Annotated in this window: 21 protein-coding genes, 1 pseudogene and 1 riboswitch; of the genes and pseudogenes, 14 read left to right on the top strand and 8 right to left on the bottom strand. The window is 66.1% G+C overall.

What is annotated here, in order from left to right; translation table 11 throughout:
* Positions 1 to 29 precede the first annotated feature (29 nt).
* A riboswitch (yybP-ykoY riboswitch) is annotated at positions 30 to 206 on the bottom strand.
* 133 nt (positions 207 to 339) lie between these two features.
* A complete protein-coding gene (locus LMA02_RS17250) occupies positions 340 to 1,749 on the bottom strand; it encodes a heavy metal sensor histidine kinase (protein WP_228908876.1) in 1,410 nt (469 codons plus the stop codon).
* Complete coding sequence (locus tag LMA02_RS17255) at positions 1,746 to 2,417, bottom strand: heavy metal response regulator transcription factor (protein WP_175722883.1); 672 nt, start codon at positions 2,415 to 2,417, stop codon at positions 1,746 to 1,748. Before LMA02_RS17255 ends, LMA02_RS17250 begins: the two co-directional genes overlap by 4 nt.
* A gap of 278 nt (positions 2,418 to 2,695) precedes the next feature.
* Between LMA02_RS17255 and LMA02_RS17260 the strand changes: the two genes are divergently transcribed.
* The 10 genes from LMA02_RS17260 to LMA02_RS17305 all read left to right on the top strand — a co-directional run bounded on the left by LMA02_RS17260 (position 2,696) and on the right by LMA02_RS17305 (position 13,249).
* The gene (locus LMA02_RS17260) at positions 2,696 to 3,082 is read left to right on the top strand and encodes a hypothetical protein (RefSeq protein WP_228908877.1); all 387 of its coding nucleotides are present in this window, start codon (positions 2,696 to 2,698) and stop codon (positions 3,080 to 3,082) included.
* 94 nt (positions 3,083 to 3,176) lie between these two features.
* Complete coding sequence (locus LMA02_RS17265; protein WP_228908878.1) at positions 3,177 to 3,485, top strand: hypothetical protein; 309 nt, start codon at positions 3,177 to 3,179, stop codon at positions 3,483 to 3,485.
* Positions 3,482 to 5,020: a TolC family protein gene (locus LMA02_RS17270; protein WP_228908879.1), complete on the top strand. Its 1,539-nt coding sequence runs from the start codon at positions 3,482 to 3,484 to the stop codon at positions 5,018 to 5,020. Before LMA02_RS17265 ends, LMA02_RS17270 begins: the two co-directional genes overlap by 4 nt.
* A gap of 1 nt (position 5,021) precedes the next feature.
* Positions 5,022 to 6,317 (top strand): multicopper oxidase family protein, encoded by a 1,296-nt coding sequence (locus LMA02_RS17275; RefSeq protein WP_105833707.1) that lies wholly within the window; start codon positions 5,022 to 5,024, stop codon positions 6,315 to 6,317.
* Positions 6,318 to 6,398: 81 nt separating this feature from the next.
* Complete coding sequence (locus LMA02_RS17280; RefSeq protein WP_228910043.1) at positions 6,399 to 6,746, top strand: copper-binding protein; 348 nt, start codon at positions 6,399 to 6,401, stop codon at positions 6,744 to 6,746.
* A gap of 14 nt (positions 6,747 to 6,760) precedes the next feature.
* Complete coding sequence (copC, locus tag LMA02_RS17285) at positions 6,761 to 7,156, top strand: copper homeostasis periplasmic binding protein CopC (protein WP_228908880.1); 396 nt, start codon at positions 6,761 to 6,763, stop codon at positions 7,154 to 7,156.
* Positions 7,153 to 8,094, top strand: coding sequence for a CopD family protein (locus tag LMA02_RS17290; RefSeq protein ID WP_228908881.1), 942 nt, complete (start codon positions 7,153 to 7,155; stop codon positions 8,092 to 8,094). Before copC ends, LMA02_RS17290 begins: the two co-directional genes overlap by 4 nt.
* 217 nt (positions 8,095 to 8,311) lie before the next feature.
* Positions 8,312 to 10,126, top strand: a complete 1,815-nt coding sequence (locus LMA02_RS17295; protein ID WP_228908882.1) for an ExeM/NucH family extracellular endonuclease — start codon at positions 8,312 to 8,314, stop codon at positions 10,124 to 10,126.
* Between the two features lie 799 nt (positions 10,127 to 10,925).
* A complete protein-coding gene (locus tag LMA02_RS17300) occupies positions 10,926 to 12,776 on the top strand; it encodes a S10 family serine carboxypeptidase-like protein (protein WP_228908883.1) in 1,851 nt (616 codons plus the stop codon).
* A gap of 44 nt (positions 12,777 to 12,820) precedes the next feature.
* Positions 12,821 to 13,249 (top strand): hypothetical protein, encoded by a 429-nt coding sequence (locus LMA02_RS17305; RefSeq protein WP_011660125.1) that lies wholly within the window; start codon positions 12,821 to 12,823, stop codon positions 13,247 to 13,249.
* Positions 13,250 to 13,434: 185 nt separating this feature from the next.
* Here LMA02_RS17305 and LMA02_RS17310 read toward each other — a convergent pair whose 3' ends face one another.
* The gene (locus LMA02_RS17310; protein WP_228908884.1) at positions 13,435 to 14,439 is read right to left on the bottom strand and encodes a helix-turn-helix domain-containing protein; all 1,005 of its coding nucleotides are present in this window, start codon (positions 14,437 to 14,439) and stop codon (positions 13,435 to 13,437) included.
* A 237-nt stretch (positions 14,440 to 14,676) separates the two neighbouring features.
* Between LMA02_RS17310 and LMA02_RS17315 the strand changes: the two genes are divergently transcribed.
* The 3 genes from LMA02_RS17315 to glyA all read left to right on the top strand — a co-directional run bounded on the left by LMA02_RS17315 (position 14,677) and on the right by glyA (position 18,304).
* A complete protein-coding gene (locus LMA02_RS17315) occupies positions 14,677 to 15,924 on the top strand; it encodes a D-arabinono-1,4-lactone oxidase (protein WP_228908885.1) in 1,248 nt (415 codons plus the stop codon).
* Positions 15,925 to 15,957: 33 nt separating this feature from the next.
* Complete coding sequence (locus tag LMA02_RS17320) at positions 15,958 to 16,737, top strand: SDR family NAD(P)-dependent oxidoreductase (protein WP_228908886.1); 780 nt, start codon at positions 15,958 to 15,960, stop codon at positions 16,735 to 16,737.
* Positions 16,738 to 17,056: 319 nt separating this feature from the next.
* Positions 17,057 to 18,304 (top strand): serine hydroxymethyltransferase, encoded by a 1,248-nt coding sequence (gene glyA / locus LMA02_RS17325; protein ID WP_228908887.1) that lies wholly within the window; start codon positions 17,057 to 17,059, stop codon positions 18,302 to 18,304.
* A gap of 148 nt (positions 18,305 to 18,452) precedes the next feature.
* Here glyA and LMA02_RS17330 read toward each other — a convergent pair whose 3' ends face one another.
* Positions 18,453 to 19,985: an amino acid permease gene (locus LMA02_RS17330; RefSeq protein WP_228908888.1), complete on the bottom strand. Its 1,533-nt coding sequence runs from the start codon at positions 19,983 to 19,985 to the stop codon at positions 18,453 to 18,455.
* 235 nt (positions 19,986 to 20,220) lie between these two features.
* On the opposite strand from LMA02_RS17330, the pseudogene LMA02_RS17335 reads away from it, so the two are divergent.
* Positions 20,221 to 20,540, top strand: a pseudogene (locus LMA02_RS17335) (thiamine biosynthesis protein ThiJ); the annotation flags it as partial.
* A gap of 64 nt (positions 20,541 to 20,604) precedes the next feature.
* Here LMA02_RS17335 and LMA02_RS17340 read toward each other — a convergent pair.
* The 4 genes from LMA02_RS17340 to LMA02_RS17355 all read right to left on the bottom strand — a co-directional run bounded on the left by LMA02_RS17340 (position 20,605) and on the right by LMA02_RS17355 (position 24,498).
* Complete coding sequence (locus LMA02_RS17340) at positions 20,605 to 22,089, bottom strand: aminotransferase class V-fold PLP-dependent enzyme (protein ID WP_228908889.1); 1,485 nt, start codon at positions 22,087 to 22,089, stop codon at positions 20,605 to 20,607.
* A 265-nt stretch (positions 22,090 to 22,354) separates the two neighbouring features.
* Positions 22,355 to 22,669, bottom strand: coding sequence for a TrfB-related DNA-binding protein (locus LMA02_RS17345; RefSeq protein WP_228891702.1), 315 nt, complete (start codon positions 22,667 to 22,669; stop codon positions 22,355 to 22,357).
* 18 nt (positions 22,670 to 22,687) lie between these two features.
* Positions 22,688 to 22,945 (bottom strand): PAAR domain-containing protein, encoded by a 258-nt coding sequence (locus LMA02_RS17350; protein ID WP_006761954.1) that lies wholly within the window; start codon positions 22,943 to 22,945, stop codon positions 22,688 to 22,690.
* Between the two features lie 71 nt (positions 22,946 to 23,016).
* Positions 23,017 to 24,498, bottom strand: coding sequence for a virulence factor (locus LMA02_RS17355; protein WP_228908890.1), 1,482 nt, complete (start codon positions 24,496 to 24,498; stop codon positions 23,017 to 23,019).
* Positions 24,499 to 24,501: the final 3 nt, after the last annotated feature.

A 24,501-nucleotide genomic window follows, 5' to 3' on the forward strand; every position in this document is an offset into this window, starting at 1 on the left:
AGGATAGGCAAGGAGGAACATGGGGACTCCGTGGTCGGACGTGGACGAACCATGACGCATCTGCCGACGTCCGACCAGGAACGGCGCGATGCGTCGATGGTCTCGCCAGACCGATTCGGCCGAACGCGCCACGGCCGCAGGCCGAGTGTGTTGACGTGTTCGCTTTCCGGGGGATGGAAAGCAGGCTACTCCCCAAAGACGAAGGGCAGTCTAGCCGAGCCGGCCGCTTTCGGCAAGCTTGTGCGGTCATACCCTTTCATTCGGGAAGACAAGTCGAGCGACAGCGGATGCGCATGCCGTATCGGGAAGCAATCGGCGTGCGCGGGCGTCACGCGCGTGTCACGCAGCGCGGGCCGGGAAATACAGTGCGAACGTCGTGCGTCCGTCGCGGCTCTCGACCTCGACCTTGCCGCGGTGCAGCTCGATGATCGACTTGACGATCGCAAGCCCGAGCCCGGCGTTGCGCGCCGCGCCGTGCCGCGACGAATCGATCCGGTAGAAGCGCTCGAAGATCCGCTCGATCTGCTCGGGCGGAATTGCCGCGCCGCGGTTCGTGACTTCGACGACCGCGTAGCCGGGCCGCGTCGATACGGTCAGCTCGATCGTCGACCCGGCTTGCGCGTGTTCGAGCGCGTTCGACGCGAGATTGCTGACGGCGCGCCGGAACAGCGTCGCGTCCGCGACGACCGCGGCTTCGCCCTGCACGGCGAGGTGCACGCCGGCCTCGTCGGCCAGCGCCTGGAAATACGACGCGAGCCGGCGCAGCTCGGCGCCCGCATCGAGTTCGACGGTCTTCAGGTGCTGCCGTGCATTGTCGGTGCGCGCGAGAAACAGCATGTTCTCGATCATCCGCTGCAACCGTTCGCATTCCTCGATGTTCGAATCGATCAGCGCTTCGTATTCCTCGGTGGTGCGGGCGCGCGACAGCGTGACCTGCGACGAGCTGATCACGTTCGCGAGCGGCGTGCGCATGTCGTGCGCGAGGTCGGACGAGAACTGCGACAGCCGCACGAACGCGCGCTCGAGCCGGTCGAGCATCCGGTTGACCGACGTGGCCAGCTCGTGCAACTCGACCGGACCGCCACGCGCATCGAGACGCGCGTTCAGGTTGTGTGCCTCGATGCGCGAGGTCTGCCGGCCGAGGCTCTCGACCGGGCGCAGGCCGCGGGACGCGACCGCGTAGCCGAGCGCGCCGACCAGCAGCGCGCCGAGGGCGGCCGCGAGCCAGATGTCGACGCGATAGCTTTCCAGCAGCGACTGGCGATCGGTTGCCGTGCGCGCCAGCGCGACCTGGATGGTTTCGCCCGACGGCAGCGTGGCGCGCGCACGCACGCAGCGCGACGTGCCGATGCCGGGCGGCGCGCAGGTGAACGGGCTGGCGGCCGCTGCGTCGGCCGGCCGCGGCCGCGCGATCACCGACGCGAGCGTGTTGCCGGCTTCGTCGGTGTGTTCGACAAGCGGGCGGTTCGCGGCGTCATAGATGCCGAGATAGACGCCCGGATGCGACAGCAGCACTTCGTGGAAGACGGCCGGATCGGCGCGCAATGCCGCCGTCGAACCGCTCGCGTGCGCGAGCTGCAGGAACTGGTTGAGCTTGCCGGCGATCTCGATGTCGTCGCGCCGGGTCAGCTCGGCGGACAGCGAGCGATACAGGTAAGCGCCGGTCAGCGCGAACACGAGCGCGGCGACGGCGGCGAACGCGAGCGTCAGGCGCCGGAGCAGCGAATACGGCGCGGGGCCGCCGGTCACGAGCGATCCTCGAGCACGTAGCCCATGCCGCGGATCGTGTGGATCAGCTTCTTCTCGTAGGCGTTGTCGATCTTCGCGCGCAGGCGCTTGATCGCCGCATCGACGACGTTCGTGTCGCTGTCGAAATTCATGTCCCAGATCTGCGACGTGATGAAGGTGCGCGTCAGCACCTCGCCTTCGCGTTCCGCGAGTAGTTGCAGCAGCGCGAATTCCTGCGCGGTCAGGTCGATGCGGTTGTCCGCGCGCCGTACCCGGCGCTTGATCAGGTCAACCTCGAGATCGGCGACCTGCAGGAGGTCGCGCGCATTGCGCGGCGCACGCCGCAGCAGCGAACGGATGCGGGCAAGGAACTCCGCATACGCGAACGGCTTGAGCAGGTAGTCGTCGGCGCCCAGTTCGAGCCCCGTGACCTTGTCCTCGATCGCGTCGCGCGCCGTCAGGAGCAGGACCGGCGTCTGCTTCTGCGCGCGCAGCCGCCGGAGCACCTCGAAGCCGTCCAGCTCGGGCAGCATCACGTCGAGCACGACGAGATCGAAATCCTCGTGCAGCGCGAGGAACAGCCCGTCCTTGCCGTTCTCGGCCACGTCGACCGTATAGCTCGCCTCCGCCAGCCCCTTGCGCAGGTAGGACGCCATCTTGGGTTCGTCTTCGACTATCAGTATCCGCATGGTGGAGCAGGCCGTTCGTGATTCATCCGTGATTCCAGCCGGTCAGTGTAACGCGTGAGCTTAGGGCGCCGCGCGTGCGCGAAAGATGACCGGCGGATGACGAAATTGTCATGAAGCAGGCTTGCGATGCAGCGCCCGCGCTTCATGAAAAACCGGTCATGTTTCGGCCATGTCGTGGTCACGCCGGCGGCGATAAGCTGCGACCGTCTTGTGTCCGGAGCGCGCCGTTGCGGTGTTGCTCCCGTTCATCCGGTCGTAGCCTGCCTGATTCCGCATCCATGTCGTACTGGCGCAAATTCATCCTCGTCGTGCTGCTGGCGCTGAGCCTGCCGATCCAGTCGTTCGCGACCGTGTCGATGCAGTGCGCGGGCGCTGTCGCTGTCGCGCCGCATGCGGAGGATGGTGCGAGCGCCGATCACCCGGCCGCGGCGCGTGCGATGCCGAGCGCGCAGGGTGGCGAGCATGCGCATGAAGACCACGCGCGGCATGCATCGTCGTGTTCGTCGTGCGGAGCCTGCTGCTTCGGCACCGGCATGGCCGATGCTTCCGCGGTGTCCGTGGCGTCGGGCATCGGTATCGCGATCGTTTCTTTCGCGCCGTCGCCGGTCGTCGTGTCGTTCCTGACCGGCGGCATCGAGCGGCCGCCGCGCCGGCTTCCCGTCTAGTCCTTGTCCTTGTCCGCGGCCGACCGGCCGCGATCCGCAAACCGTGCCGGCGGTCAATCGACGCCCGTCGCACGACTCACGACGAGAAACACCCATGCGATTGATCACTGCGGCGCTGCTTGGCGCGGCGGCCCTCGTGCCGTCGCTCGCGCCTGCGCAAACTCCGCGTCCCGATCCGGCCGATGCCGCCGCGCCGGTGCAGGACGTCACCGTGCCGTCCGCGTTCGACGGCTACGTGCCGTATCGGGACGATGCAGGCCCGGGCTGGAAACAACTGAACCGCGACGTGACGGAGCGGCCCGCGAAGGGGCACGCGACCGGACACGCGAAGCCTGGAAGCGCGAAGCCTGAAAACACGGCGGGCGGCGCGGCTCATTCGATGCACGGAGACGCCGCGCAATGATGAGACTTGCGATGTCACCGCGAATCGGCGCGACCGCGCTCGTGCTTGCCTTCCTCGCCGGCTGTACGACGTTCTCGAAGGACGGCGGCTTCGACGCCGTGTCGTCCACCGCATCGGAGCGCATCGGGAAAGACGCCGTCATCGTCAGGACCGACGCCGACCGCGACGCCGTCGACGCGCGGACGAAGAAACTGCTCGCGAAACCGCTGTCGATGGACGACGCGGTGCAGCTCGCGCTGCTGAACAACCGCGGCCTGCAGGCGTCGTACGCGGCGCTCGGGCTGTCGGAGGCCGATCTCGTGCAGGCCGGCCGGCTGCCGAACCCCCGCTTCTCGTTCAGCCGTACGCGAGCCGGCGACGGCGAGCTGAGCCTCGGCCGCACGTTCTCGGCCAACTTATTCGCGCTTCTGACACTGCCGCTCGCGACGAACATCGAACGCCGCCGCTTCGAGCAGACCAAGCTCGAGACGGCCGACGCGATGCTGAAGGTCGCGGCCGACGCGCGCCGCGCGTATGTCGAGGCCGTCGCCGCCGAACAGGCCGCCAACTATGCGCAGCAGGTGCGCGACGCCGCGAGCGCCGCCGCCGAGCTCGCGCTGCGCATGCGCCAGGCCGGCAACTTCAGCCGGCTCGACTACGCACGCGAACAGGCGTTCCATGCGGACGCGGTCGCCCAGCAGGCGAAGGCGCATCAGCAGGCCGTGGCTGCGCGCGAGAAGCTCACGCGGGCGATGGGGCTGTGGGGCGAGCGCACGCGGTACGCGCTGCCCGAGCGTCTGCCCGATCTGCCGAAGACGCGTCCCGACCTGCCCGATCTCGAACGCTACGCGATGAGCAACCGTCTCGACATCCAGGCCGCGAAGCTGCAGACGCAGGGCGTCGCGTCGTCGCTCGGACTCAGTAAGGCGACGCGCTTCGTCAACGCGGTCGATCTCGGCTACGTGAACAACTACGAGACCGACAAGGGGCACGAGCACGGCTACGAGATCAGCATCGAGATTCCGCTGTTCGACTGGGGCGGCGCGAAGGTCGCGCGGGCCGAGGCCGTCTACATGCAGTCGGCGAACCGGCTCGCGCAAACCGCGATCGACGCCCGCTCGGAAGTGCGCGAAGCGTACGCGGCGTACACGACGAGCTACGACGTCGCGACGCACTATCGCGACGAAGTCGTGCCGCTGCGCAAGACGATCTCGGACGAGTTGCTGCTGCGCTACAACGGGATGCTCGCGAGCGTGTTCGAGCTGCTCACCGATGCGCGCGAACAGGTCGGCGCGGTCAACGGCTACATCGATGCGCTGAAGGACTACTGGCTCGCCGAAACCGATCTGCAGATGGCCGTCGGCGGCCGGTTGCCGACCCCGCAGCCGACTTCGCAGCCGGCACCGCAGCCGGCACCGCAGCCGGCACCGCAGCCGGCACCGCAGCCCGCGCCGCACGCGGCCGCGCCGGCCGCTTCCATGCCCGACGCTGCACCGCAGCCGGCTTCCTCTCCCGTGGCGCAACCGGCGCCCGCAACGCATCCGGAAGGTCATTGACATGGTGTCCCGTCGACAATTTCTCAGCGGCTCGGGCGCCGCGCTGCTCGGTGCGGCGATGGTCAGCAAGGCCGGCGCTGCGTCGCTGCCCGAAGCGCCCACGATGGCGAAGGCCGGCACGCAGCCGCCGCTCGTGCCGCCCAACGGCCGTCCGTACACACCCGTCGCGACGCTGAACGGCTGGACGCTGCCGTGGCGGATGAAGAACGGCTGGAAGGAATTCCACCTGACGGCCGAGCCGGTCGTGCGCGAGATGGCGCCCGGGATGAACGCGAACCTGTGGGGCTACAACGGCCAGTCGCCGGGCCCGACGATCGAGGCCGTCGAGGGCGACAAGGTCCGCATCTTCGTGACCAACCGCCTGCCCGAGCACACGACGATCCACTGGCACGGGCTGCGGCTGCCCAACGGGATGGACGGCGTCGGCGGCCTCACGCAGCCGCACATCCCGCCGGGCAAGACCTTCGTCTACGAGTTCCAGCTGGAGGCGCACGGCACGTTCATGTATCACCCGCACGCCGACGAGATGGTGCAGATGGCGATGGGGATGATGGGCATGTTCATCGTGCACCCGAAGGACCGCGCGACGATGCCGGTCGATCGCGACTTCGTGTTCCTGCTCGCCGCGTACGACATCGACCCGGGCAGCTACACGCCGCGCGTGAACGAGATGACCGACTTCAACATGTGGACGTTCAATTCGCGCGTGTTCCCGGGCATCGACCCGCTGCCGGTGCGGGCGGGCGACCGCGTGCGGATTCGTTTCGGCAACCTGACGATGACGAACCATCCGATCCACCTGCACGGCTACAGCTTCGAGGTCGCCGGCACGGACGGCGGCTGGATTCCGCCGGCGGCGCGCTGGCCTGAGGTGACGGCCGACGTCGCGGTCGGCCAGATGCGCGCGATCGAGTTCACCGCCGATCGCCCCGGCGACTGGGCGTTCCATTGCCACAAGTCGCATCACACGATGAATGCGATGGGCCACCAGGTGCCGAACCTGATCGGCGTGCCGCAGAAGGATCTCGCGCAGCGCATCGGCAAGCTCGTGCCCGACTACATGGCGATGGGCAGCACCGGCGGCGCGATGGGCGGCATGGAAATGCCGCTGCCCGACAACACCCTGCCGATGATGACGGGCACCGGCCCGTTCGGGCCGCTGGAGATGGGCGGCATGTTCACGGTGCTGAAGGTCCGGCAGGGGCTCGGCCGCAACGACTATCGCGATCCGGGCTGGTTCCGGCATCCGAAGGGCACTGTCGCCTACGAATACACCGGCGAATTGCCGGACGGCTGAGCGGCGGTCAACAGTGGCAAGCGGTGGCCGCGCGGTGCGGCCGCCGGTTTCATTTCACTCACTCTGGATGGAGCAGGCATGATGAAGAAGGGACTGGTTTCGATTGCAACGGGTTGCGTGCTGGTGTTTTCCACGGCGTCGTACGCGGCCGGCGACATGGCCGGCATGGAGATGGGCGGCAACGCGAAGCAGGGTGCCGACGCGGCGCGCGAGATGTCGCACGGCGAGATCCGCAAGGTCGACGCGGCCGCGGGCAAGCTGACGATCAAGCACGGCCCGCTCGAGAACCTCGGGATGGACGCGATGACGATGGTGTTCAAGGTCAAGGACCCGGCGATGCTCACGCAGGTCAAGACCGGCGACAAGATCGATTTCGTCGCCGAGGACGTGGACGGCGCGTTGACCGTCGTCGAACTGCGCAAGCCGTGAAGCCGGGGCGGAACATGCACACGAAGATCACGATGCTCACGCGGTTCGTCCGCGGCGTCCGCTTCGTCGCGGCCGGCGCGCTGATCGCCGCCGCGCCGGTTGCGGCCTGGGCGCACGGCAAACTGGAGAGCGCGACGCCCGCGACCGGCAGCACGGTCGACACCGCACCCGACACATTGCGGCTCGCGTTCAACGAAGACCTCGAACCCACATTCAGTTCGGTGAAGGTGTCGGACGCGAACGGCAAGCCCGTCGCGCACGATAGCGCGAAGGTCGATCCGGCGACGCCGCGCGTGATGACCGTCGCGATGCCGAAGCTCGCGCCGGGTGCGTACACGGTGCAATGGGCGGTGATGACGGCCGACGCGCATCGCACCAAAGGCACCTATACGTTCAAGGTGAAAGGGTGAACGAAGGCTTCGTCGGCATGCTGCGGCTGGCGGCCGTGGCGATCCAGAACGCCGGCTTTGCCGTCGTCGTCGGCACGCTGCTCGGCAGCCGCTGGCTCGCGCGGGGCGCGTCGGCGTGGCAGCACGGCATCGCGCGGCGGCTCCTCGCGACGCTGCGCGGTGCGTCCGTCGTGTCGCTGCTCGCGAGCATCACGGCGTTCTGGGCGCACTGCGCGTTGATGAGCGAAGTGCCGCTGCTCGACGCGGGGCCGGCCGTGTGCGCGATGCTCGCCGGCACGGGGTTCGGTCATGCGTGGCTGGCCGGCGCCGTGTTCATGCTTGCGGTCGTGATCCTGTCGTTCGTGCGGCGCGTGACCGATACGCGCTTTCCGTTCGCGATGTGGGCCGCGCTCGCATGCGCCGCGCTGGCACGCAGCAATGGCGGCCATCCGGTCGACGCGGGGCTGTTCAGCGTGCCGGTGTGGGTCGACTGGCTGCATCTGCTGGCGATCAGCGCGTGGGTCGGGCTCGTGCTCGTGACGGCGTTCGGCGTGATGCCGCGATTCGTCGGGATGCCCGCGAGCGAGCGCACGACCGGCGCGTCGTTCGTGCAGTCGCTCTCCGATGCGTCGACGGTTGCCCTGGCCGTGCTGTTCGCGACCGGGGCATACAACGGATGGCGCGGCGTCGATACGCCGGACAACCTGCTCGCATCGACGTACGGGCAGATCCTGCTGCTCAAGCTCGCGCTCGTGCTGATCGCGGCGGCGCTCGGCGGACACAACCGGTTCTTCGGGATGCCGAAGCTGCTGGCCGCGCTGAAGGATCCGGCGGCTGCGATGCCGGTCATCGCGTTGCGCGGGTTCGGTGCGGTGCTGCGGATCGAGGCGGTCGTGCTCGCCGGCGTGCTGATGGTGGCGGCCGTGCTCGTGTCGAGCGCGTTGCCGGGGACGGTCTAGCGTCGCGGCTGGCTGACTGGAGAAGCCGGCAGCGGGAAATCGTCGGAACGGAGCCGGCTTTTATCAGACGATTTCCCGCTTCTTTCGAGCGTGAGCGCGCGGCCGAGCGCAATCGTGCAGCGATACCGGGAATTACATATGCCTGTCTTCTGGTTACTAAAAACTGTCACCGAGCGCCGCTAAGCTTTCGCCACCCTCACAACCGGGATTCCCCGTCATGCGCTCGACAATCCGCCTGTTTGCCCCGCTATTGCTGCTGCCCACGCTTGCTGCACCGGTCTTCGCGGCGACCGCCGCCCCCGTCAGCCCGAACTGCGGCGGCAGCACGACGCCGATCGCCGACATCCAGGGGCCGGGCGCGCCGTCGCCGCTCGCCGGCCAGAACGCGTCGATCGAAGCGGTCGTCACGGCCGATTTCGGCGGCACGGACGGCTTCGGCGGCTTCTTCGTCCAGCAGGCGGACCCGCAGCGCCGCAACCAGCCGGGCGTGTCCGAAGGGCTGTTCGTCTATGCGCCGAAAGTGCGCGCGAAGGCGGGCGATCTCGTGCACGTGACGGGCAAGGTCGAGGAGAAATACGGGCAGACGCAGCTCACGCTGTCGGGCGCGATCGCGGTGTGCGCGAACGGCCAGACGGTCACGCCGGCGACGCTCACGCTGCCGGTCGACAGCCCGAGCGCGTTCGCCGCGTATGAAGGGATGCTGGTGCGCCTGCCGCAGACGCTCACCGTCACCGACAACTACGAGCTCGGCCGCTATGGCAGCACGATGCTGAGCAACGGCCGACTGCGCACGCCGACGAGCGTGGTGCCGCCGTCGCAGGCGCAGACGCAGATCGATGCGAACGCACGCAACCGGCTGATCCTCGACGACGGCTCGAACAAGCAGAACCCGGCGAGCGTGCCGTATCCGGCGCCGGAGCTGTCGGCCGCGAACACGCTGCGCTCGGGCTACACCGTGCGCAACGTCGAAGGCGTGCTCGAGGTGCGCTACGGCGCATGGCGTGTGCAGCCGCTGCCCGGCGCGGCCGCGCCGACGTTCGACACGCGCTCGAACCCGCGCACCAACGCACCGGCACGCGATCCGAAATCGAACCTGCGCGTCGCGTCGTTCAACGTCCTCAACTACTTCAACGGCAACGGCATGGGCGGCGGCTTCGACGATCCGAACAACCGCGGCGCGAAGAACTATCAGGAATTCCAGCGTCAGGAAGCGAAGATCGTCAGCGCGTTGAAGGCGCTCGACGCGGACGTGATCGGCCTGATGGAAATCCAGAACAACGGCTACGGCGAACTGAGCGCGGTACGCCAGCTCGCGGCGAAGCTCGGCAGCAACTGGCGCGTCGTCGATCCGGGCACGTCGCGCCTCGGCGGCGACGCGATCACGGTCGCGATGATCTATGACAGCCGCACGGTCGAACCGGTCGGCCGCGCGTCGACGCTCGCGATCGACGACAAGAACCGCCAGCCGCTCGCGCAGTCGTTCCGCCGCGTCGGCGGCAACAAGCAGGCGCTGACGATCGCGGTCAACCACCTGAAGTCGAAGAACTGCCCGGACGCAGCGAACGACGACCTCGACCAGGGCGACGGCCAGGGCTGCTGGAACCCGACGCGCACGCGCGCGGCGGCGAAGCTGGCGGACTGGCTCGCCGGCACGCCGACGGGCGTCGCGGGGCAGGGCACGCTGCTGATCGGCGACTTCAACAGCTACACGTATGAAGACCCGATCCGCCTGCTCGAATCGCGCGGCTACCGCAACCTCGTATCGCGCTGGATCGGCGCCAATGCGTACAGCTACGTGTACAACGGCGAAGCCGGCTACCTCGATCACGCGCTCGCGTCGCTGCCGCTCGCGTCGCACGTGAAGGCCGTGCACGAATGGCACATCAACGCGGATGAGCCGCTCGCGCTGCAGTACACGCTCGCGTACAAGTCGGCCGAGCAGCAGAAGACGTACTACGCGCCGGATGCGTATCGCTCGTCGGATCACGATCCGGTGCTGATCGATATCGCGCTGCCGGGCGGCGGGCGCTGATCGCTGCTCGAACGTTCGAAGAACGGCGTGCGGCGCTGCCGCACGTCGTCGCGTGAGCGGGGGCGTTGCCGCTCGCTCGCGCGGCCGCTCCGTTCCCACGCATCACGTGCCCGATTCGTGATTGCCGCAATGCAATCCGCAATGCGCGGGGCGAATGATCGCTTCTTCTTTGTGAATAACCCGCGTATTACGCAACTGTGCGGCTTTATTCCGATATCGGGTAAATAATTCCGCTGCGTATCCTGAAAATACTAGAAATCGGTATTTCGTGGATGGAGCCGGGTTTTACTCAGCAATTCGCGTCAATCGGCTTCGGGTAATTAAAATGAAAGAATAACCCTGTCGATTTGAAGGCATTCCATGCGCACGGCCAATGCCCGCAAAGGGTTATGCGACATGCGACAAAGCCGCGGCATTCCAGGATAAACGACTCGGATGGCGTGCCGGATGCGAACAATCATGTTTTCTTTCAAATTTCAGACACTGATCTCCGTTCGCATCATCGGAGATTTTTTAATATCGGAATGATCTTTGACAACGCGGCGCAACACCGCCTATTTTTGTGGTGTCGTAAATTTAGGTAATACAAAAGTCGTCAAAACTGCAAGGGGGCGGCGTTCCCGCATCATTCTCCGCCAGCAGTTTGCTGTGTCTGTATCAAGTTCAGTCTCTCGAAGAAGTCCAATCCCCAACCGCCGTCTGCCGATCGTGCAACGCGAGTGGCGGGTATGCCTGCGCGTTTTTCGCCGGCGATGGCGGCCTGTGTGTGAAGCGATATTCGACCCACAAGGACAGAGGCATGCAACCAGACAGGAGCAGTACCGGCAGCCGCCGCGAACGCCGCGGCCGGCTGGCCGGGCTAGGCGCATTGACCGTCTTGACCATGGTGCTCGCGGGCTGCGGCGGCGACGATTCGTCGTCGGTCGGCGCGTCGAGCCTGGCGCAGGCCACCGCCAGCCAGCAGGCCGGCGCGCAACAGGCGGCCGGCAATCAGACACCCGCGGCGAACCAGCCTTACGTCGACCCCGTTGCCTATTCGATGAACGCGACCGACGGCCTCGCGGCCGCGCAGGTGTCGGAGAAGGCCGCGGTGATGCATTACCAGTGGAAATCCGGCGGCACGACGGTCAACTACACGACGACCACCGGCCACCTGACCGCGCAGGACGCGAACGGCAATGCTGAGGCGTCGATGTCGTATGTGGCGTACACCGCGCCGAGCACGAACGGCAAGCCGCGTCCCGTCACGTTCGTCTATAACGGCGGCCCCGGCTCGTCGTCGATCTGGCTGCGGCTTGGCTCGTTCGCGCCGACGCGCGTCGCGACGCCCGATCCGCTGTTCGGCAGCAACTGGCCGAACTATCCGCTCGTCGACAACGCGGAAAGCCTGATCGACACCACCGACCTCGTGTTCATCGACCCGCCGGGAACCGGGCTGTCGGAAGCCGTGCTGCCGAACACCAACCAGAAGTACTGGGGTTCCGACGCGGACGTCAACATCATGCGCGACTTCATCCAGCGCTACCTGAACGTGAACGGCCGCGGCACGTCGCCGATCTACCTGTACGGCGAATCGTACGGCACGCCGCGCACCGACATGCTCGCGCTGGCGCTCGAATCGGCCGGCGTGCACCTGACGGGTATCGTGCTGCAGTCGGCGATCCTGAACTACTTCGCGGATGCGGTAGAGGCGGTGGCGATCACGCAGTCGACCGAAGGGCTGCTGCTCGACACCGATACCGTGGCCGGCTATCTGCCCGGCTATGCGGCGGTCGCGGCGTACTTCAACCAGGTGTCGCCGGCGCCGGTCAACCCATTCCTGTATGCACTGCAGACCGAACTGTTCACGACGCTGATCTACAACCAGCTGCAGAAGTACTCGCAGTCGTGGGTGCTGAGCCAGCTCGGCATTCCGGATGCGCTCGGCACGCCGGTGTTCCCGAGCGATGCGACGCTGAAGCTGTGGTCGATCCCGTCGAGCTTGACGCAACAGGCGCTGCGCGACTACTTCAACGCGAACCCGTACGGCACGAACCTGGTGCCCGGCACGACGATCGGCCGCTACGACGGACGCGTGTCGTTGCCGAACAGCGATCCGCGGCTGCAGGCGGACGGCGACCCGTCGGACATCCTGATCTCGCAGCCGTTCACGAACGCGCTCGCGACGCAGATGCCCGACTACCTCGGCTACACCGCGCCGAACGCGACCTACCTGCCGTTGAACGACAACATCATCCAGGTGTGGGACTTCTCGCACGACGGCCAGCCGATGCCCGACACGATCCCCGATCTGCTCGGCGCGCTGCAGCTCAATCCGAAGCTCCATGTGCTCGCCGAGAACGGCCTCCACGATCTGGCCACGCCGTTCTTCAACACGGAGAAGCAGCTCGCCCGTCTGCAGACGGTGAAGGGCCTGAATCCGAAGCTGCAGGTGAACTTCTTCCAGGGCGGGCACATGACGTATCTGGATGACGTGGCACGTCCGCAGATGAAGCGCGACCTGGCGACCTTCTACAAGGGCGCGCGGATTCCGACGGCGCTGACGCTGAAGACCCTGCCGCCGCCGTGGCCGGACGAGAATCCGGCCGGCACGCCGACCGGCAGCGCGCCGGGCGCGACGGCGTCGACTTCGCTGGCAGCGGCACCGTAAACGACGGACTCCTTGCGAAAAGGAACCCTCTATTCATCCATTGAATGCGAGTGATCATGTCTCCAATCAACTTGATGCGACGTATGTGTTCGTTGATCGTCCTCGGTGCGGTGATGAGCGCCGCCTATGCGCTGCCACCGCAGGCGGTGGCGCCGGTGAAGCTGCCGCACGGCGGCCACGGCGTCGACGGTCCGTTCTTTCCGTCGACCCGCGTGGCGCCGGTATTGCCGTCGACCGGCGCGACGCTGCAGCAGCAGGCGCAGAAGCGCGTCGATGCCCGGCTCGGCGGCAACACGGTGCTGGGCAACGGCGCGGCGGTGACGAAAGCGCAGGCGCAGAGCAGCGGGCTCGGGTTCGTCGCGAAGCACTTCGACGAGATCGATGCGAAACATACCGGTCGCGTGACGATGAGCGATGTGCGGCAGTTCATCCAGCAGCGGCAGGTGCAGGCGCAGCAGGAACAGCAGGAGTGACGGTGTAGCGAGGTCGTGCGGGGAGGGCGGCCGGTGCCGGTTCGGTGCCGGCTTCCCCACCGCGGCGGCGACCTGCGTTCAACCTGCCGCGGCGCATGTTCGGCCGCGGCCTTCTTCATGGCAGTTCGGCACGCGTACGCGAAGCCGCATCACGCATTACGCGTCACGTCTCGCACGATCGATGCTCACGCTTCCCGCTGCGCGTAGCGCCTCGCCGTCGCCGACGGCAACTCGCCGAACATCGCGCGGTAGTCCTGCGCGAAACTGCTCAGGTGCCAGAAGCCCCACTTCGTCGCGGCCGATGTCACGGGGCCGCCGAGCCGCAGCTCGCGGCGCACGTGATTGAGGCGGACGGCGCGCAGGTAGGCGATCGGATTCAGATTGAGCGTGTCATTGAACGCGTATTGCACGGTACGCCGGCTGATGCCGAGCTGCACGCACAGTTCGGCGATCGACAGCGGGCACGTCGACGCATCCTGCAGCCGCGCCTGCGCCGCGTTGACGAGCGACCAGTACTTCGTCGAACGCGTCGCGAAGGTGTCCGCGTCCGGCGCGGGCACCGTCATCGCTTCGGAAATCGCATACAGCACGGTCCGCTCGAGCAGTTCGATCCGGCCCTGCGTCGTCACGTCGTCGATCGGCGTGCTCTTCGCGGCCGCGGCCATCGCATGGCGCAGCAAGTGGCGCAGGCGATCCGCGACCTGGGCCGTCATCGGGATCAGCGGTGCGAAGGTGCGGGCCCGCAGCGACGCGGCGAACGTGCGCAGCGCTTGCGTCGACAGCTTGTCGGGCGCGATCTCGACGTTCACGAGCACGTGCCGGTCGGGAGAGTAGAACTCGAACACGGGCTGGCTCGAGAACACGTGCAGGCTGTCGCGCCCGCTCTTTTCGCCGCACATGCGCGCATGGCCTTCGAGCTCCAGCGGCACGGCCACGGCGACGCGGTCCGACGGCACCGCGCCCTGTTGCAGGATCACCTTGTCGAGGTCTTCGACCAGCAGCCGGATGCCGCCGAGCGACACGATGGACGACGAGCCATGAAACAGGCCGCCCGAGATCTGCGTGTAGTTGAGATGCCAGCCGTCGAAGATCCGCGCCTGCTCTTCCACGTCGGTGAACGCGCAGAACGTCACCCTCCGCGCGAGCGGCGGGGCGCCGGAGTAATCGCTCGGATCGGCAGACGGCGTCATCGGAGTCGGGAGGGGAGCGGGCGGATCGATTCATTGTAGTCGCTGCACGCGCCGGTCAAAAAACCCCGGAGAAAACCCTCGCTTGCCGAAATCCGATAGTGCAAAGCCGGCCGGCGAAATATCGTTGGCATGAACACGACGCATCGCGCCGGCACCGGGCATCTCCCGCTTTGGTGCCGGCCGAGCCGAACACGGCGGCCGGCGCGGGACGGCCGGCGCACTTCTGGAGAGACGTTGATGGAGCTTCCACGTGGCGGATTCTGGCGGAACTGGGTCGGCAATCAGTCGTGCGTCGCCGCGCACATGGCGGCCCCCACCAGCGAGGCGGAGATTGCCGAGCTGGTGCATGCCGCGACGAGCCGGGGCAAGAACGTCCGCTGCGCGGGATCGGGACATTCGTTCACGCCCATCGTCGCGACGAGCGGCCTGCTGCTGTCGCTGAAGGATTATCACGGCATCGTCGCGGTCGACGAGCAGCAAAAGCGCGTGACGGTGAAGGCCGGCACGCGGATCAACGCGGTGACGCAGCACCTGAAGCAAATCGGCTTCTCGCTCGTCAACCAGGGCGACATCGATTCGCAGGCCATTGCCGGTGCGTTGGCGACGGGCACGCACGGCACGGGGACGACGCTGAGCAACCTGTCGTCGCAGGTGGTCGGGATGCGCATCGTCCGCCCCGACGGCTCGATCATGGAAGTGAGCGACAAGCAGGACCTCGACCTGCTGCACGCGACGCAGGTGAATATCGGCATGTTCGGCGTGGTCTCGGAGCTGACGCTGCAGGTGACCGACGCGTTCTGGCTGCACGACCGCGTGTGGCGCGAGGACTTCGAGGCGCTGATGGAGCGGTACGACGAGCTCGCGGCGACGCACCGGCATTTCGGCTTCTTCTGGTGCCCGACGCCCGAGAGCCGCCACCTGTACTGCCTGCCCGACACCACCGCGGTGTCGAACGCGAAGAAGGACTACGACGTGTGCGAAGTCAAGGTGATGGACGTCACCGACGCGCGCACGTACCACGAAGGCGAGCACGAGAAGATCGCGTACAGCTCGGAGGTCTACGCGATCCACTACGTCGCGAACTTCCACGAGCTCGAGTACGCGGTGCCCGCCGAACACGGCAAGGAAGCGCTGCGCCGCGTGCGCGAGCTGATCCTCACGAAGCATCGGGACTGCATCTTCCCGGTCGAGTACCGCTTCACGAAGGGCGACCCGGCGTGGATCAGCCCGTTCAATCACCAGGACAGCGTGACCATCTCGTGCTCGGGCGGTCCGAACGGTGTCGACTACTGGCCGTTCCTGAAGGATGTCGACGACATCCTGCGCGACTACGGCTCGCGTCCGCACTGGGGCAAGCTGCACTTCACGAACCGCGACGACGTGGACCGCTGGTTCCCGAAGGCCGAGGCGTTCCGCGAACTGCGCCGCAGCGTGGACCCGGAAGGCCGTTTCCTCAACGATCATCTTCGGACCCTGTTCAGCTGAGGGGTCCTGACGAATCACACTGGAGAACGACGCATGAATGCCAAGATTGACGGTCGCCTTGCCGGCAAGGTCGCCATCGTGAGCGGCGGCGCGGGCGGATGCGGCGCCGCTGCGTCCGAGCTGTTCGCCGCGCAGGGCGCGAAGGTGGCGATCATCGACCGTGACGGCGACGCAGCCGAAACACTCGCGTCGCGGTTGCGCGATGCCGGCCTGCAGGCGATCGGCCTGCCAGCCGACGTGTCGAAGCAGCCGGACGTGCAGCAGGCGGTCGATGCAGCCCGCGCGCAGTACGGCAACGCGGACATCCTGTTCAATCATGCGGGCACGCTGATCGTCAAACCGTTCCTCGACATCGAGGAGTCGGAATGGGACTGGCTGATGGGCGTGAACGTGAAGAGCATGTTCCTGATGACGAAGGCGGTGCTGCCGCAGATGCTGGAAAAAGGGCGCGGCAGCATCGTGTGTACGTCGTCGATCTCGGCCGTCTTCGCGACGCCCGGCGAGGTGCTGTATGACGCGACCAAGGGCGCCTGCCAGATGTTCGCGCGGGCGATCGCCGTCGAATACCGCGACCGCGGCATCCGCTGCAACGCGCTGGCGCCGGGCTTCATCCGCACGCCACACGGAATGCGCGAGCTGAAGGATCTGCAGGCGATGGGCGTGGACGCGACCGAGGCGGCCATCGCGGTGCAGCAGGGCCGGCTGTGCGAGCCGTCGGAAGTGGCCGCGGCCGCGCTGTTCCTTGCGTCCGACGAAGCGAGCTTCGTCAACGGCACCCAGCTGTTCGTCGACAACTGTTTTTCCGCCGTTTAGGCCCCCATATTCGCAAGAAGCCGACAGGCAGGCACGACCTCTCCAGGAGCGGCAGGTTCGGTCGAAGGTTCCGCAGCGATGCGGACCTTCGATTTTTTTGGCCGGGCGTCGCGCGATGTGTCCTAGCGGAATGTCGCAATCCTTCTATCTGAACGATCGGGCGTCTGCTGGAATGGCAATGACGAGTCACCGTTCAGCCGGCATCGCGAGGCGGCATGGTTGTCGACGTCATCGAGCGCCGCTCCGGCGCTCGGCTTCGCGGATCCGGGCAAGTCCGGCATACCAGCATCAATCCATCACTCTCTTCTGATCAATCATCATGTTCAATCGCACTACCAGCACCGTCGCCAACGTCGATCCCGAACTCTGGACTGCCATTCAGGACGAGAACCGCCGCCAGGAAGATCACATCGAGCTGATCGCGTCGGAAAACTATACGAGCCCGGCCGTGATGGCCGCCCAGGGCTCGCAGCTCACGAACAAGTACGCGGAAGGTTATCCGGGCAAGCGCTACTACGGCGGCTGTGAATACGTCGACGTGGTCGAGCAGCTGGCGATCGACCGTGTGAAGCAGCTGTTCGGCGCGGAAGCCGCGAACGTGCAGCCGAACTCGGGTTCGCAGGCGAACCAGGGCGTGTTCTTCGCGATGCTCAAGCCGGGCGACACGATCATGGGCATGAGCCTCGCGCACGGTGGTCACCTGACGCACGGCTCGCCGGTGAACATGTCGGGCAAGTGGTTCAACGTGGTGAGCTACGGGCTGAACGAGCAGGAAGACATCGATTACGACGCCGCCGAGCAGCTCGCACAGGAACACAAGCCGAAGCTGATCGTCGCGGGCGCCTCGGCGTTCGCGCTGAAGATCGACTTCGAGCGTCTGGCGAAGATCGCGAAGTCGGTCGGTGCGTACCTGATGGTCGATATGGCGCACTACGCGGGCCTGATCGCGGCGGGCGTGTATCCGAACCCGGTGCCGCACGCCGACTTCGTGACGACGACGACGCACAAGAGCCTGCGCGGCCCGCGCGGTGGCGTGATCCTGATGAAGTCGGAATACGAGAAGCCGATCAACTCGGCGATCTTCCCGGGCATCCAGGGTGGCCCGCTGATGCACGTGATCGCGGCGAAGGCCGTGGCGTTCAAGGAAGCGCTGTCGCCGGAATTCAAGGCATACCAGGAAAAGGTGGTCGAGAACGCGCGCGTGCTGGCTGAAACGCTGGTCAAGCGCGGCCTGCGGATCGTGTCGGGCCGCACCGAAAGCCACGTGATGCTGGTGGACCTGCGCGCGAAGAACATCACGGGCAAGGCAGCGGAAGCAGCGCTCGGTGCCGCGCACATCACGGTGAACAAGAACGCGATCCCGAACGATCCGGAAAAGCCGTTCGTGACGAGCGGCATCCGTCTGGGTTCGCCGGCGATGACGACGCGCGGCTTCGGCCCGGCGGAAGCCGAGCAGGTCGGCAACCTGATCGCCGACGTGCTCGAGCACCCGGAAGATGCGGCGACGATCGAGCGCGTGCGCGGGCTCGTCGCGGAGTTGACGCAGCGTTTCCCGGTCTACGGCTAACGCGCTGCAATCGGGCACTCGGTCGGGCGTTCAACTGCTCAGGCGGTTGAACTTCGTCCGGTCCGAAGCGATGTAAAAAAATCCGGCTCGCCGTGTATGTGCGAGCCGGATTTTTGCGTTGTGAGCCTAGGTGCGAGCCGCTATCGCTTCACACCGACGCATCGACGTTCGCCTCGAGTTCGCGAATGCGCGCGTCGTTGCGCGTGTCCTTGAGCACCGGCGGCCCCGCGAACGACTTGCGCACCCCGAAGCCGTACCAGATCACCATCAGCACGACCACGAACGCAACCAGCACGTAGAGCACCTTCTCGTTCGGCGGCTGGATGCCGACGTAAGCGAGCACGCAGGCGCCCACCAGCCCGAGCAACGCGCACGGCTTCGACCAGATGCCGAGCTGGAACGGGCCTTTTTCGGTCCACGTGCGCCCTTCGGCGAGCATCCCGGAGCCGATCGGCATCGCATACGAGATGAACAGGAACACGGCGCTGCCCGCGCTCAACACCGAGAACGCGTCGCCGTACAGCGTGACGACGATCGCGAGCACCGCGCACGTCCAGATCGCGGGGCCGGGCGTCCGATGGTTGTGATTCACGCTGCGCAGCAGCTTCGACGCCGGCAGCCCGCCGTCGCGCGCAAACGCATACACCATGCGCGACGTCGACATGATCGCGGCGAGCCCGCACACGTAGTTGATGAAGAACATCGCGAGTTCGAGGCACACGCGCAAGGTCTTCGGGATCGGCGCGAGGATCGCTTCGAAGAAGCCGGTGCCCTGTTTCATCGCGGCCGTCAGGTCCGGCATGACCAGCACGAACGTGCACACCATCACGTAGCCGAACACCGCGGACCAGAACACCGAGCCGATGATGCCGCGCGGCACGTTCTTCGCCGCGTCGTGCGTCTCTTCCGACGTGTGGGCGGACGCGTCGAAGCCCGTGATCGTGTAGGTCACCAGCAGCAGGCCGGACAGGAACGCGAGCGGCAGGGTCTGTTTCGGCCATGCGCCGCCGTCGACGCCCGTGAAGTTGGTGAAGGTGACGAGCCGATGCAGGTCGAACGCGACCGGCGAGTAGACCAGCAGCGACACGACCAGCGCGATCGTCACGACGAAGATCAGGTAGCCGGAGAGGTCGGTGATCTTGCTCGCGATCTTGATGCCGCGGGCGTTCAGGATCGCCTGCGACAGCGTGATGAATGCGATGAACGCGGTCTGGTGCCACCACGTCAGGCTGTCCGAACTGACGCCGAACATCGGGGCGATCAGCGTCTTGAAGAACGGATCGTAGGTGCCGAAATTGATCGCGGCGATCACGAAGATCAGGCCGATCAGGTTCAGCCACGCCGTCATCCACCCCCATTGCTTCCCGCCGAGGATGGCGCCCCAGTGATAGAGGCCGCCGGCGGTGGGAAACGCCGACGCGATCTGTGACATCGACACCGCGACGATCAGCGCGAACAGCGAGCCGAGCGGCCAGCCGAGGCCGATCGATGCGCCGCCGGCGGCGGAAAACGCGAGCTGAAATGCCGTGATGCCGCCCGACAGAATGCAGATCACCGAAAACGACACGGCGAAGTTCGAGAAACCGCTCATGCGTCTCGACAGCTCCTGCGCATATCCCATCTTGTGGAGAAGGCTTACGTCACTGTCGGTGCCTGCGTCAGGCTGGATTTTCGCGTCCATGTTCGCTCCGTCACGAATGTCCTGCATGGCAGGACCGTCATCGCTGCCCGGGCCCGGCATTGCGGCCCGCCCCTGGGAATTCGTCGGCGGCACGCGACGTCATGGGTGAATGACACGTCGCGTTCCGGTCCGATGCGGGAACGGTATGAAGCCAAATCTCGCGGCGCTATCGGATTTCGGCAATGCACCGGAAACTCCGGGTGGATGCACCTTTCGGGGGCATCGAGCGGGCGGTTTTGCCGGTACGGCGTGGGTCGCCGATCGCCGTTACGTGATGGAGGGCAATGCGATGACGACGACCGGCGTGGCCGGGTCGATTCGCGCGTCGCTTGCATGGGTGAATGCGCAGGTGGGGCCGGCGGCGGCGCGTCGCGCAACGTCGGCGCGCAACATCGGCGCGGATGGATGGAGCGATGTGCACGACGGCAGCCGGTTCGGATTGACCACGCGTGCCGTTGCGACGCGGTGCTGCCCGGTGTGCTCGGAGACGTCGCGGCGCGCTACGGCGACGCGACGTCAGACTGGGTGGCGCTGCAACTGGAGTATGCGAAGTAGCGGCGGAGAGCTTGCGCGTCGCCCGACGCGAACCGCGCTTCCCGGCCCGGAAACGGCGTTGCGCTCAGGCCGTTGCCGTCCGCCGCGCCGTCAGTTGGTTCCACAGCATCCCGGAGCGGCTCCCGCTGCGGCAATACGCGAGCACGGGCTTCGGCAGCGCATCGACCAGCGCGCCGAACGCGTCGACTTCCGCCTCGCCGATCCGGTCGCGTTCGACCGGCAGATAGCGCGCGTCGAGGCCGAGTTCGCGCGCGGCGGCCGCGATCTCGTCGAAGGCCGGCTGATCGGCGCCTTCGCCGTCCGGCCGGTTGCAGATCACCGCGCGAAAGCCTGCATTGCGGATCGCCTTCAGGTCCGCCGGCGTGATCTGTCGCGACGCGGTGAACCCGGTGGCGGCCGCGGCCCGGCATTGCTCGATCGCGCGCGCGAAACACGCGACCGCGAAATCGACGTCCTGCTCGGTCGTGAAGCGGCCGAAGCTGATGCGCACCGTGCGGCCGGCGGTTTCCGCATCGAGACCGATCGCGGTCAGCACGTGGGACGGCGCGCCGCTGGTCGAGTTGCATGCGGAGGTCGACGACACGGCGAGCGAATCGCCGAGCATGAACGGGAAGAAGCCCGGCGCGTTCACCGTGAGGCTCAACGTGTGCGGGATGCGGCGCGCCGCGGCCGCGTTGTGCGTGATGTCGCCGAGTGCGAGCAGCGCGTCCTTCAGGCGCGCGCTGAGTGCCGCGATCCGCTCGGCTTCGCGCTCGAGTTTGTCGGCGGCCAGCTCGCAGGCGGTGCCCATCCCGACGATCTGATGCGTCGCGAGCGTGCCCGAGCGCAGGCCGCGCTCGTGTCCGCCGCCGTGAATCTGCGGCGCGATGCGATCGGCGATGTCACGGCGGACGAACAGCGCGCCGATGCCCTTGGGGCCATACACCTTGTGCGCGGACATCGACAGCAGGTCGATGCCGAGCGCGCGCACGTCGATCGGCGTCTTGCCGAGCGCCTGCGCGGCGTCGACGTGCAGCAGCGCGCCCGCCGCATGCACGATGCGCGAGATCGCGCCGATGTCCGTCAGCGTGCCGAGCTCGTTGTTGACGAGCATCAGCGACACGAGGCCCGTATCGGGGCGAATCGCCGCGGCCACGGCGTCGACGGTGATTTCGCCGTCGGCGGTGGGGCTCAGGTAAGCGGCCGTCATCCCGCGCTTCGACAGGTTCGCCATCGTGTCGAGGATGGCCTTGTGTTCGATGCGGCTCGTGATCAGGTGGCGCTTGTCGGTCGCGGCCTCCGCGTAGCCCTTCAGCGCGAGGTTGTTCGATTCGGTGGCGCCCGATGTCCAGATGATCTCGTCGGCGTGCGCGCCGATCAGCGCGGCAACCTGCGCGCGTGCGTGCTCGACCTTTTCCTTCGCCAGCCGGCCGGCGGCGTGGGAGCTCGACGCGGGATTGCCGAAGATGCCGTCGGCACCGAGGCACGCCGTCATCGCTTCGATCACGCGGGGATCCGCCGGGGTGGTGGCTGCGTAGTCGAGGTAGTGCAGCGGGGTGGTATCGCTCATGTCCTTCTCTTGCTCTTCTCTTCGGAATGGGAGAAATGATACGAGGTCGGGTGGGGAAAAAGGATCCAAAAGGGGCTGAGAATTCAGCTTGATATGGAATATGGATCTATCTGAATCCGATATTGGGGGATGAATTTTCTTTCTTGGCGTAGCGGAGCATCGGGGATTGGTCATACGGATGCCCGCATGGCGCGGCGCACGGTGGTGGCGCGTGGGCCGGCCTGCGACCAACCGAATGCCGTTAGCGCGTCGGCGCGCGAGTCGGTCAGGCCGACTCGTTTTGATCGGGCCGGTTCGATAAACGATGCGCGTCCTGCACCCATGCGTGCAGCGCGCGCTCGTATTTCGCCGGGATCGTGATCGTGACCGTGGTGAGGCGTGTGACGTTACCCGGCAGGTCCAGATACCGCTGCCACGCCTTGCGAACGAGTTGAGACATTGCCGAGCGATTCATGCCCAGCTTCGCGGCAAGTTCACGCTGTGGGCGGCCCTTCACGAAAATCTCGTGCAGCGCCCACTGGTTCACCGGCTTGATTCGGGTATCTTGAAGCCGCAACAGCCGGAACTGTTCGGCAGTCATGCGTCGTGTCTTCTGCATTCAAATTCGCCCCGAATTCGGAAGTGAGGAAATCAGTTTCGCGCCGCAGGTCGTTTCGTGGCCGTCGAACGCGGCGGCTTGGCCTTCAACGTTGAAGGCAGGGTCGCCTGCTGCAATCGTGCAGGCGCCGTGGATCGGACACGAGCAGGCGTCGCCGAAGCGCGCGACCGCGCGCCCCATGACCTTGCTGATTCCGGCGCCGGATTCGACCCGGCCGCCATGGGTATGCATGTCGCCTACCCGGATAATTCCGCGCATATGACTCGTCCTCCGAATGATTCGTGTGGTGGTCGCGTGTTGCTCGCACTGTGCCGCAGCGCCGGTCTGCATCACCACGAATAGCCTTGCATGCCGTAATCGACATCGTGTCGGCGTCCCCACCACGGCAGGTAGGCGTTGTTTCCGCCGCGCGCGCGGAACCAGTCCTTGGTTGGATCGATCGGCGTGAGCTTCGATGGCGGCCTGACGACGACGGCGACGGGGTGCTCAGCGTCGGTCGTGCCGGCGACCAATGCATTGCCGCCGAAGTGGTTGATCCGGCCGATCGCGAGCGCGACATCGGTCAATGCACTGCCCGTTCCCATGTCGCCGAGCAGGGCAGCGGTGTTGAATGTCTGCTTCTTGTGGTCGTATTCCGGCAGGGTTTCGGTCAGGGTTTGCGCGAGAGCGGCGACGCGTGACGACGCAGCATCGCTGCCGTGGCCTGCATCGTGAACGATGTAATTCAGGTCAGTGACAGCGACGCCGGCATTGCGGGCCGCTTCGGCGATGGTTGCCTTCCACGCCTGTACGGCGCGCGTCGTGCCGACCTTCGGCGCGAATGCTTTCGTGTCGCCGGTCGCGGCCTTGCCGATCCACGCGAGCGGTTCGCGCTCGGTATTGAAGTTCGGGCCGGCGAGGAACAGCACGACAAGGTTTTCGTTGATCTGCGCATCCGTGGGCGGGAAGTTCGGCGCGTCCCAGTTCATTGCCCATACGGTTTTGTCGGGGTTTGCCTGCAAGTAGTCCAGCGCGTTGTTCAGCGATGTAAAGCCGGCGTTCGCGTTGCCTTGGGTGATCTGAATATCGGGAGGCGTGTCGCGGCTCCAAAGGGTCTTGGGTGATGGCGGACCGATTTCGAAGCATTGGAGAAACTCATTGATAAAGTACGTCTTCGCGTCGATCGGATCAAGCCTTGGAGGCAGTGCGAGCTCGATATGTATTCCGGCAAGCTCGCGCCAATCTTTGGGATTCTCGGATTTCACGGTGTAGAAATAGCTCGCGTTCGCGAAGTAGCGCGAACGCATCAACACGAGAAACTTGCTTACGTACTTGTGGTAGAAACCCTTGAATGTTTCCGTGCCACGATTGCCGTACACCAACGCACCGATTGATCGAAGCGACGAAAATTTTTCAGGTTTGGTGCGCACCATGTCGTCATTCTTGTTCGGTGTGGAAAGTCCCTGCGTCCACAACAATTGCCATTCGGTTGGATAGTCCATGCGTTGCAACGGATTCAACCACATCAGGCCGACAACCTGCGCGACGAACGGCTTAGCAGACTCCTCGACCGCTGGCGCTGCAATCCCCGCAGGCTCTCGAACAGGGGCGGCTTGTGCTGGACGCATGATGACCGTGGTGAACAGAAACACCGTCAGCGCGGCCAAGCCAGGTACGACAAAAAATCGTTTCATCCAATCTCCTATTTCCAAATGTGCCGGGTCGGGTTGTTCGACGTGCGCCATCAGCGATGCCATGAGCACGGTGGTGATGAGCCATGTCAAAACGGCGATGGCGACGCGTCGCGGCCACGTGGCGATCAGGGCCTTCATACA

It is taken from the genome of Burkholderia sp. B21-005, assembly GCF_020843965.1.
Lineage (GTDB): Bacteria > Pseudomonadota > Gammaproteobacteria > Burkholderiales > Burkholderiaceae > Burkholderia > Burkholderia ambifaria.

Coding starts and splice junctions, on each gene's coding strand:
- LMA02_RS17270 (WP_228908879.1), top strand. CDS start 3,482: ATGATGAGACTTGCGATGTCACCGCGAATCGGCGCGACCGCGCTCGTG.
- LMA02_RS17340 (WP_228908889.1), bottom strand. CDS start 22,089: ATGAGCGATACCACCCCGCTGCACTACCTCGACTACGCAGCCACCACC.
- LMA02_RS17280 (WP_228910043.1), top strand. CDS start 6,399: ATGAAGAAGGGACTGGTTTCGATTGCAACGGGTTGCGTGCTGGTGTTT.
- LMA02_RS17265 (WP_228908878.1), top strand. CDS start 3,177: ATGCGATTGATCACTGCGGCGCTGCTTGGCGCGGCGGCCCTCGTGCCG.
- LMA02_RS17260 (WP_228908877.1), top strand. CDS start 2,696: ATGTCGTACTGGCGCAAATTCATCCTCGTCGTGCTGCTGGCGCTGAGC.
- LMA02_RS17330 (WP_228908888.1), bottom strand. CDS start 19,985: ATGGACGCGAAAATCCAGCCTGACGCAGGCACCGACAGTGACGTAAGC.
- LMA02_RS17305 (WP_011660125.1), top strand. CDS start 12,821: ATGCGAGTGATCATGTCTCCAATCAACTTGATGCGACGTATGTGTTCG.
- LMA02_RS17350 (WP_006761954.1), bottom strand. CDS start 22,945: ATGCGCGGAATTATCCGGGTAGGCGACATGCATACCCATGGCGGCCGG.
- LMA02_RS17345 (WP_228891702.1), bottom strand. CDS start 22,669: ATGACTGCCGAACAGTTCCGGCTGTTGCGGCTTCAAGATACCCGAATC.
- LMA02_RS17300 (WP_228908883.1), top strand. CDS start 10,926: ATGCAACCAGACAGGAGCAGTACCGGCAGCCGCCGCGAACGCCGCGGC.
- glyA (WP_228908887.1), top strand. CDS start 17,057: ATGTTCAATCGCACTACCAGCACCGTCGCCAACGTCGATCCCGAACTC.
- LMA02_RS17355 (WP_228908890.1), bottom strand. CDS start 24,498: ATGAAGGCCCTGATCGCCACGTGGCCGCGACGCGTCGCCATCGCCGTT.
- LMA02_RS17315 (WP_228908885.1), top strand. CDS start 14,677: ATGGAGCTTCCACGTGGCGGATTCTGGCGGAACTGGGTCGGCAATCAG.
- LMA02_RS17310 (WP_228908884.1), bottom strand. CDS start 14,439: ATGACGCCGTCTGCCGATCCGAGCGATTACTCCGGCGCCCCGCCGCTC.
- copC (WP_228908880.1), top strand. CDS start 6,761: ATGCACACGAAGATCACGATGCTCACGCGGTTCGTCCGCGGCGTCCGC.
- LMA02_RS17295 (WP_228908882.1), top strand. CDS start 8,312: ATGCGCTCGACAATCCGCCTGTTTGCCCCGCTATTGCTGCTGCCCACG.
- LMA02_RS17255 (WP_175722883.1), bottom strand. CDS start 2,417: ATGCGGATACTGATAGTCGAAGACGAACCCAAGATGGCGTCCTACCTG.
- LMA02_RS17275 (WP_105833707.1), top strand. CDS start 5,022: ATGGTGTCCCGTCGACAATTTCTCAGCGGCTCGGGCGCCGCGCTGCTC.
- LMA02_RS17320 (WP_228908886.1), top strand. CDS start 15,958: ATGAATGCCAAGATTGACGGTCGCCTTGCCGGCAAGGTCGCCATCGTG.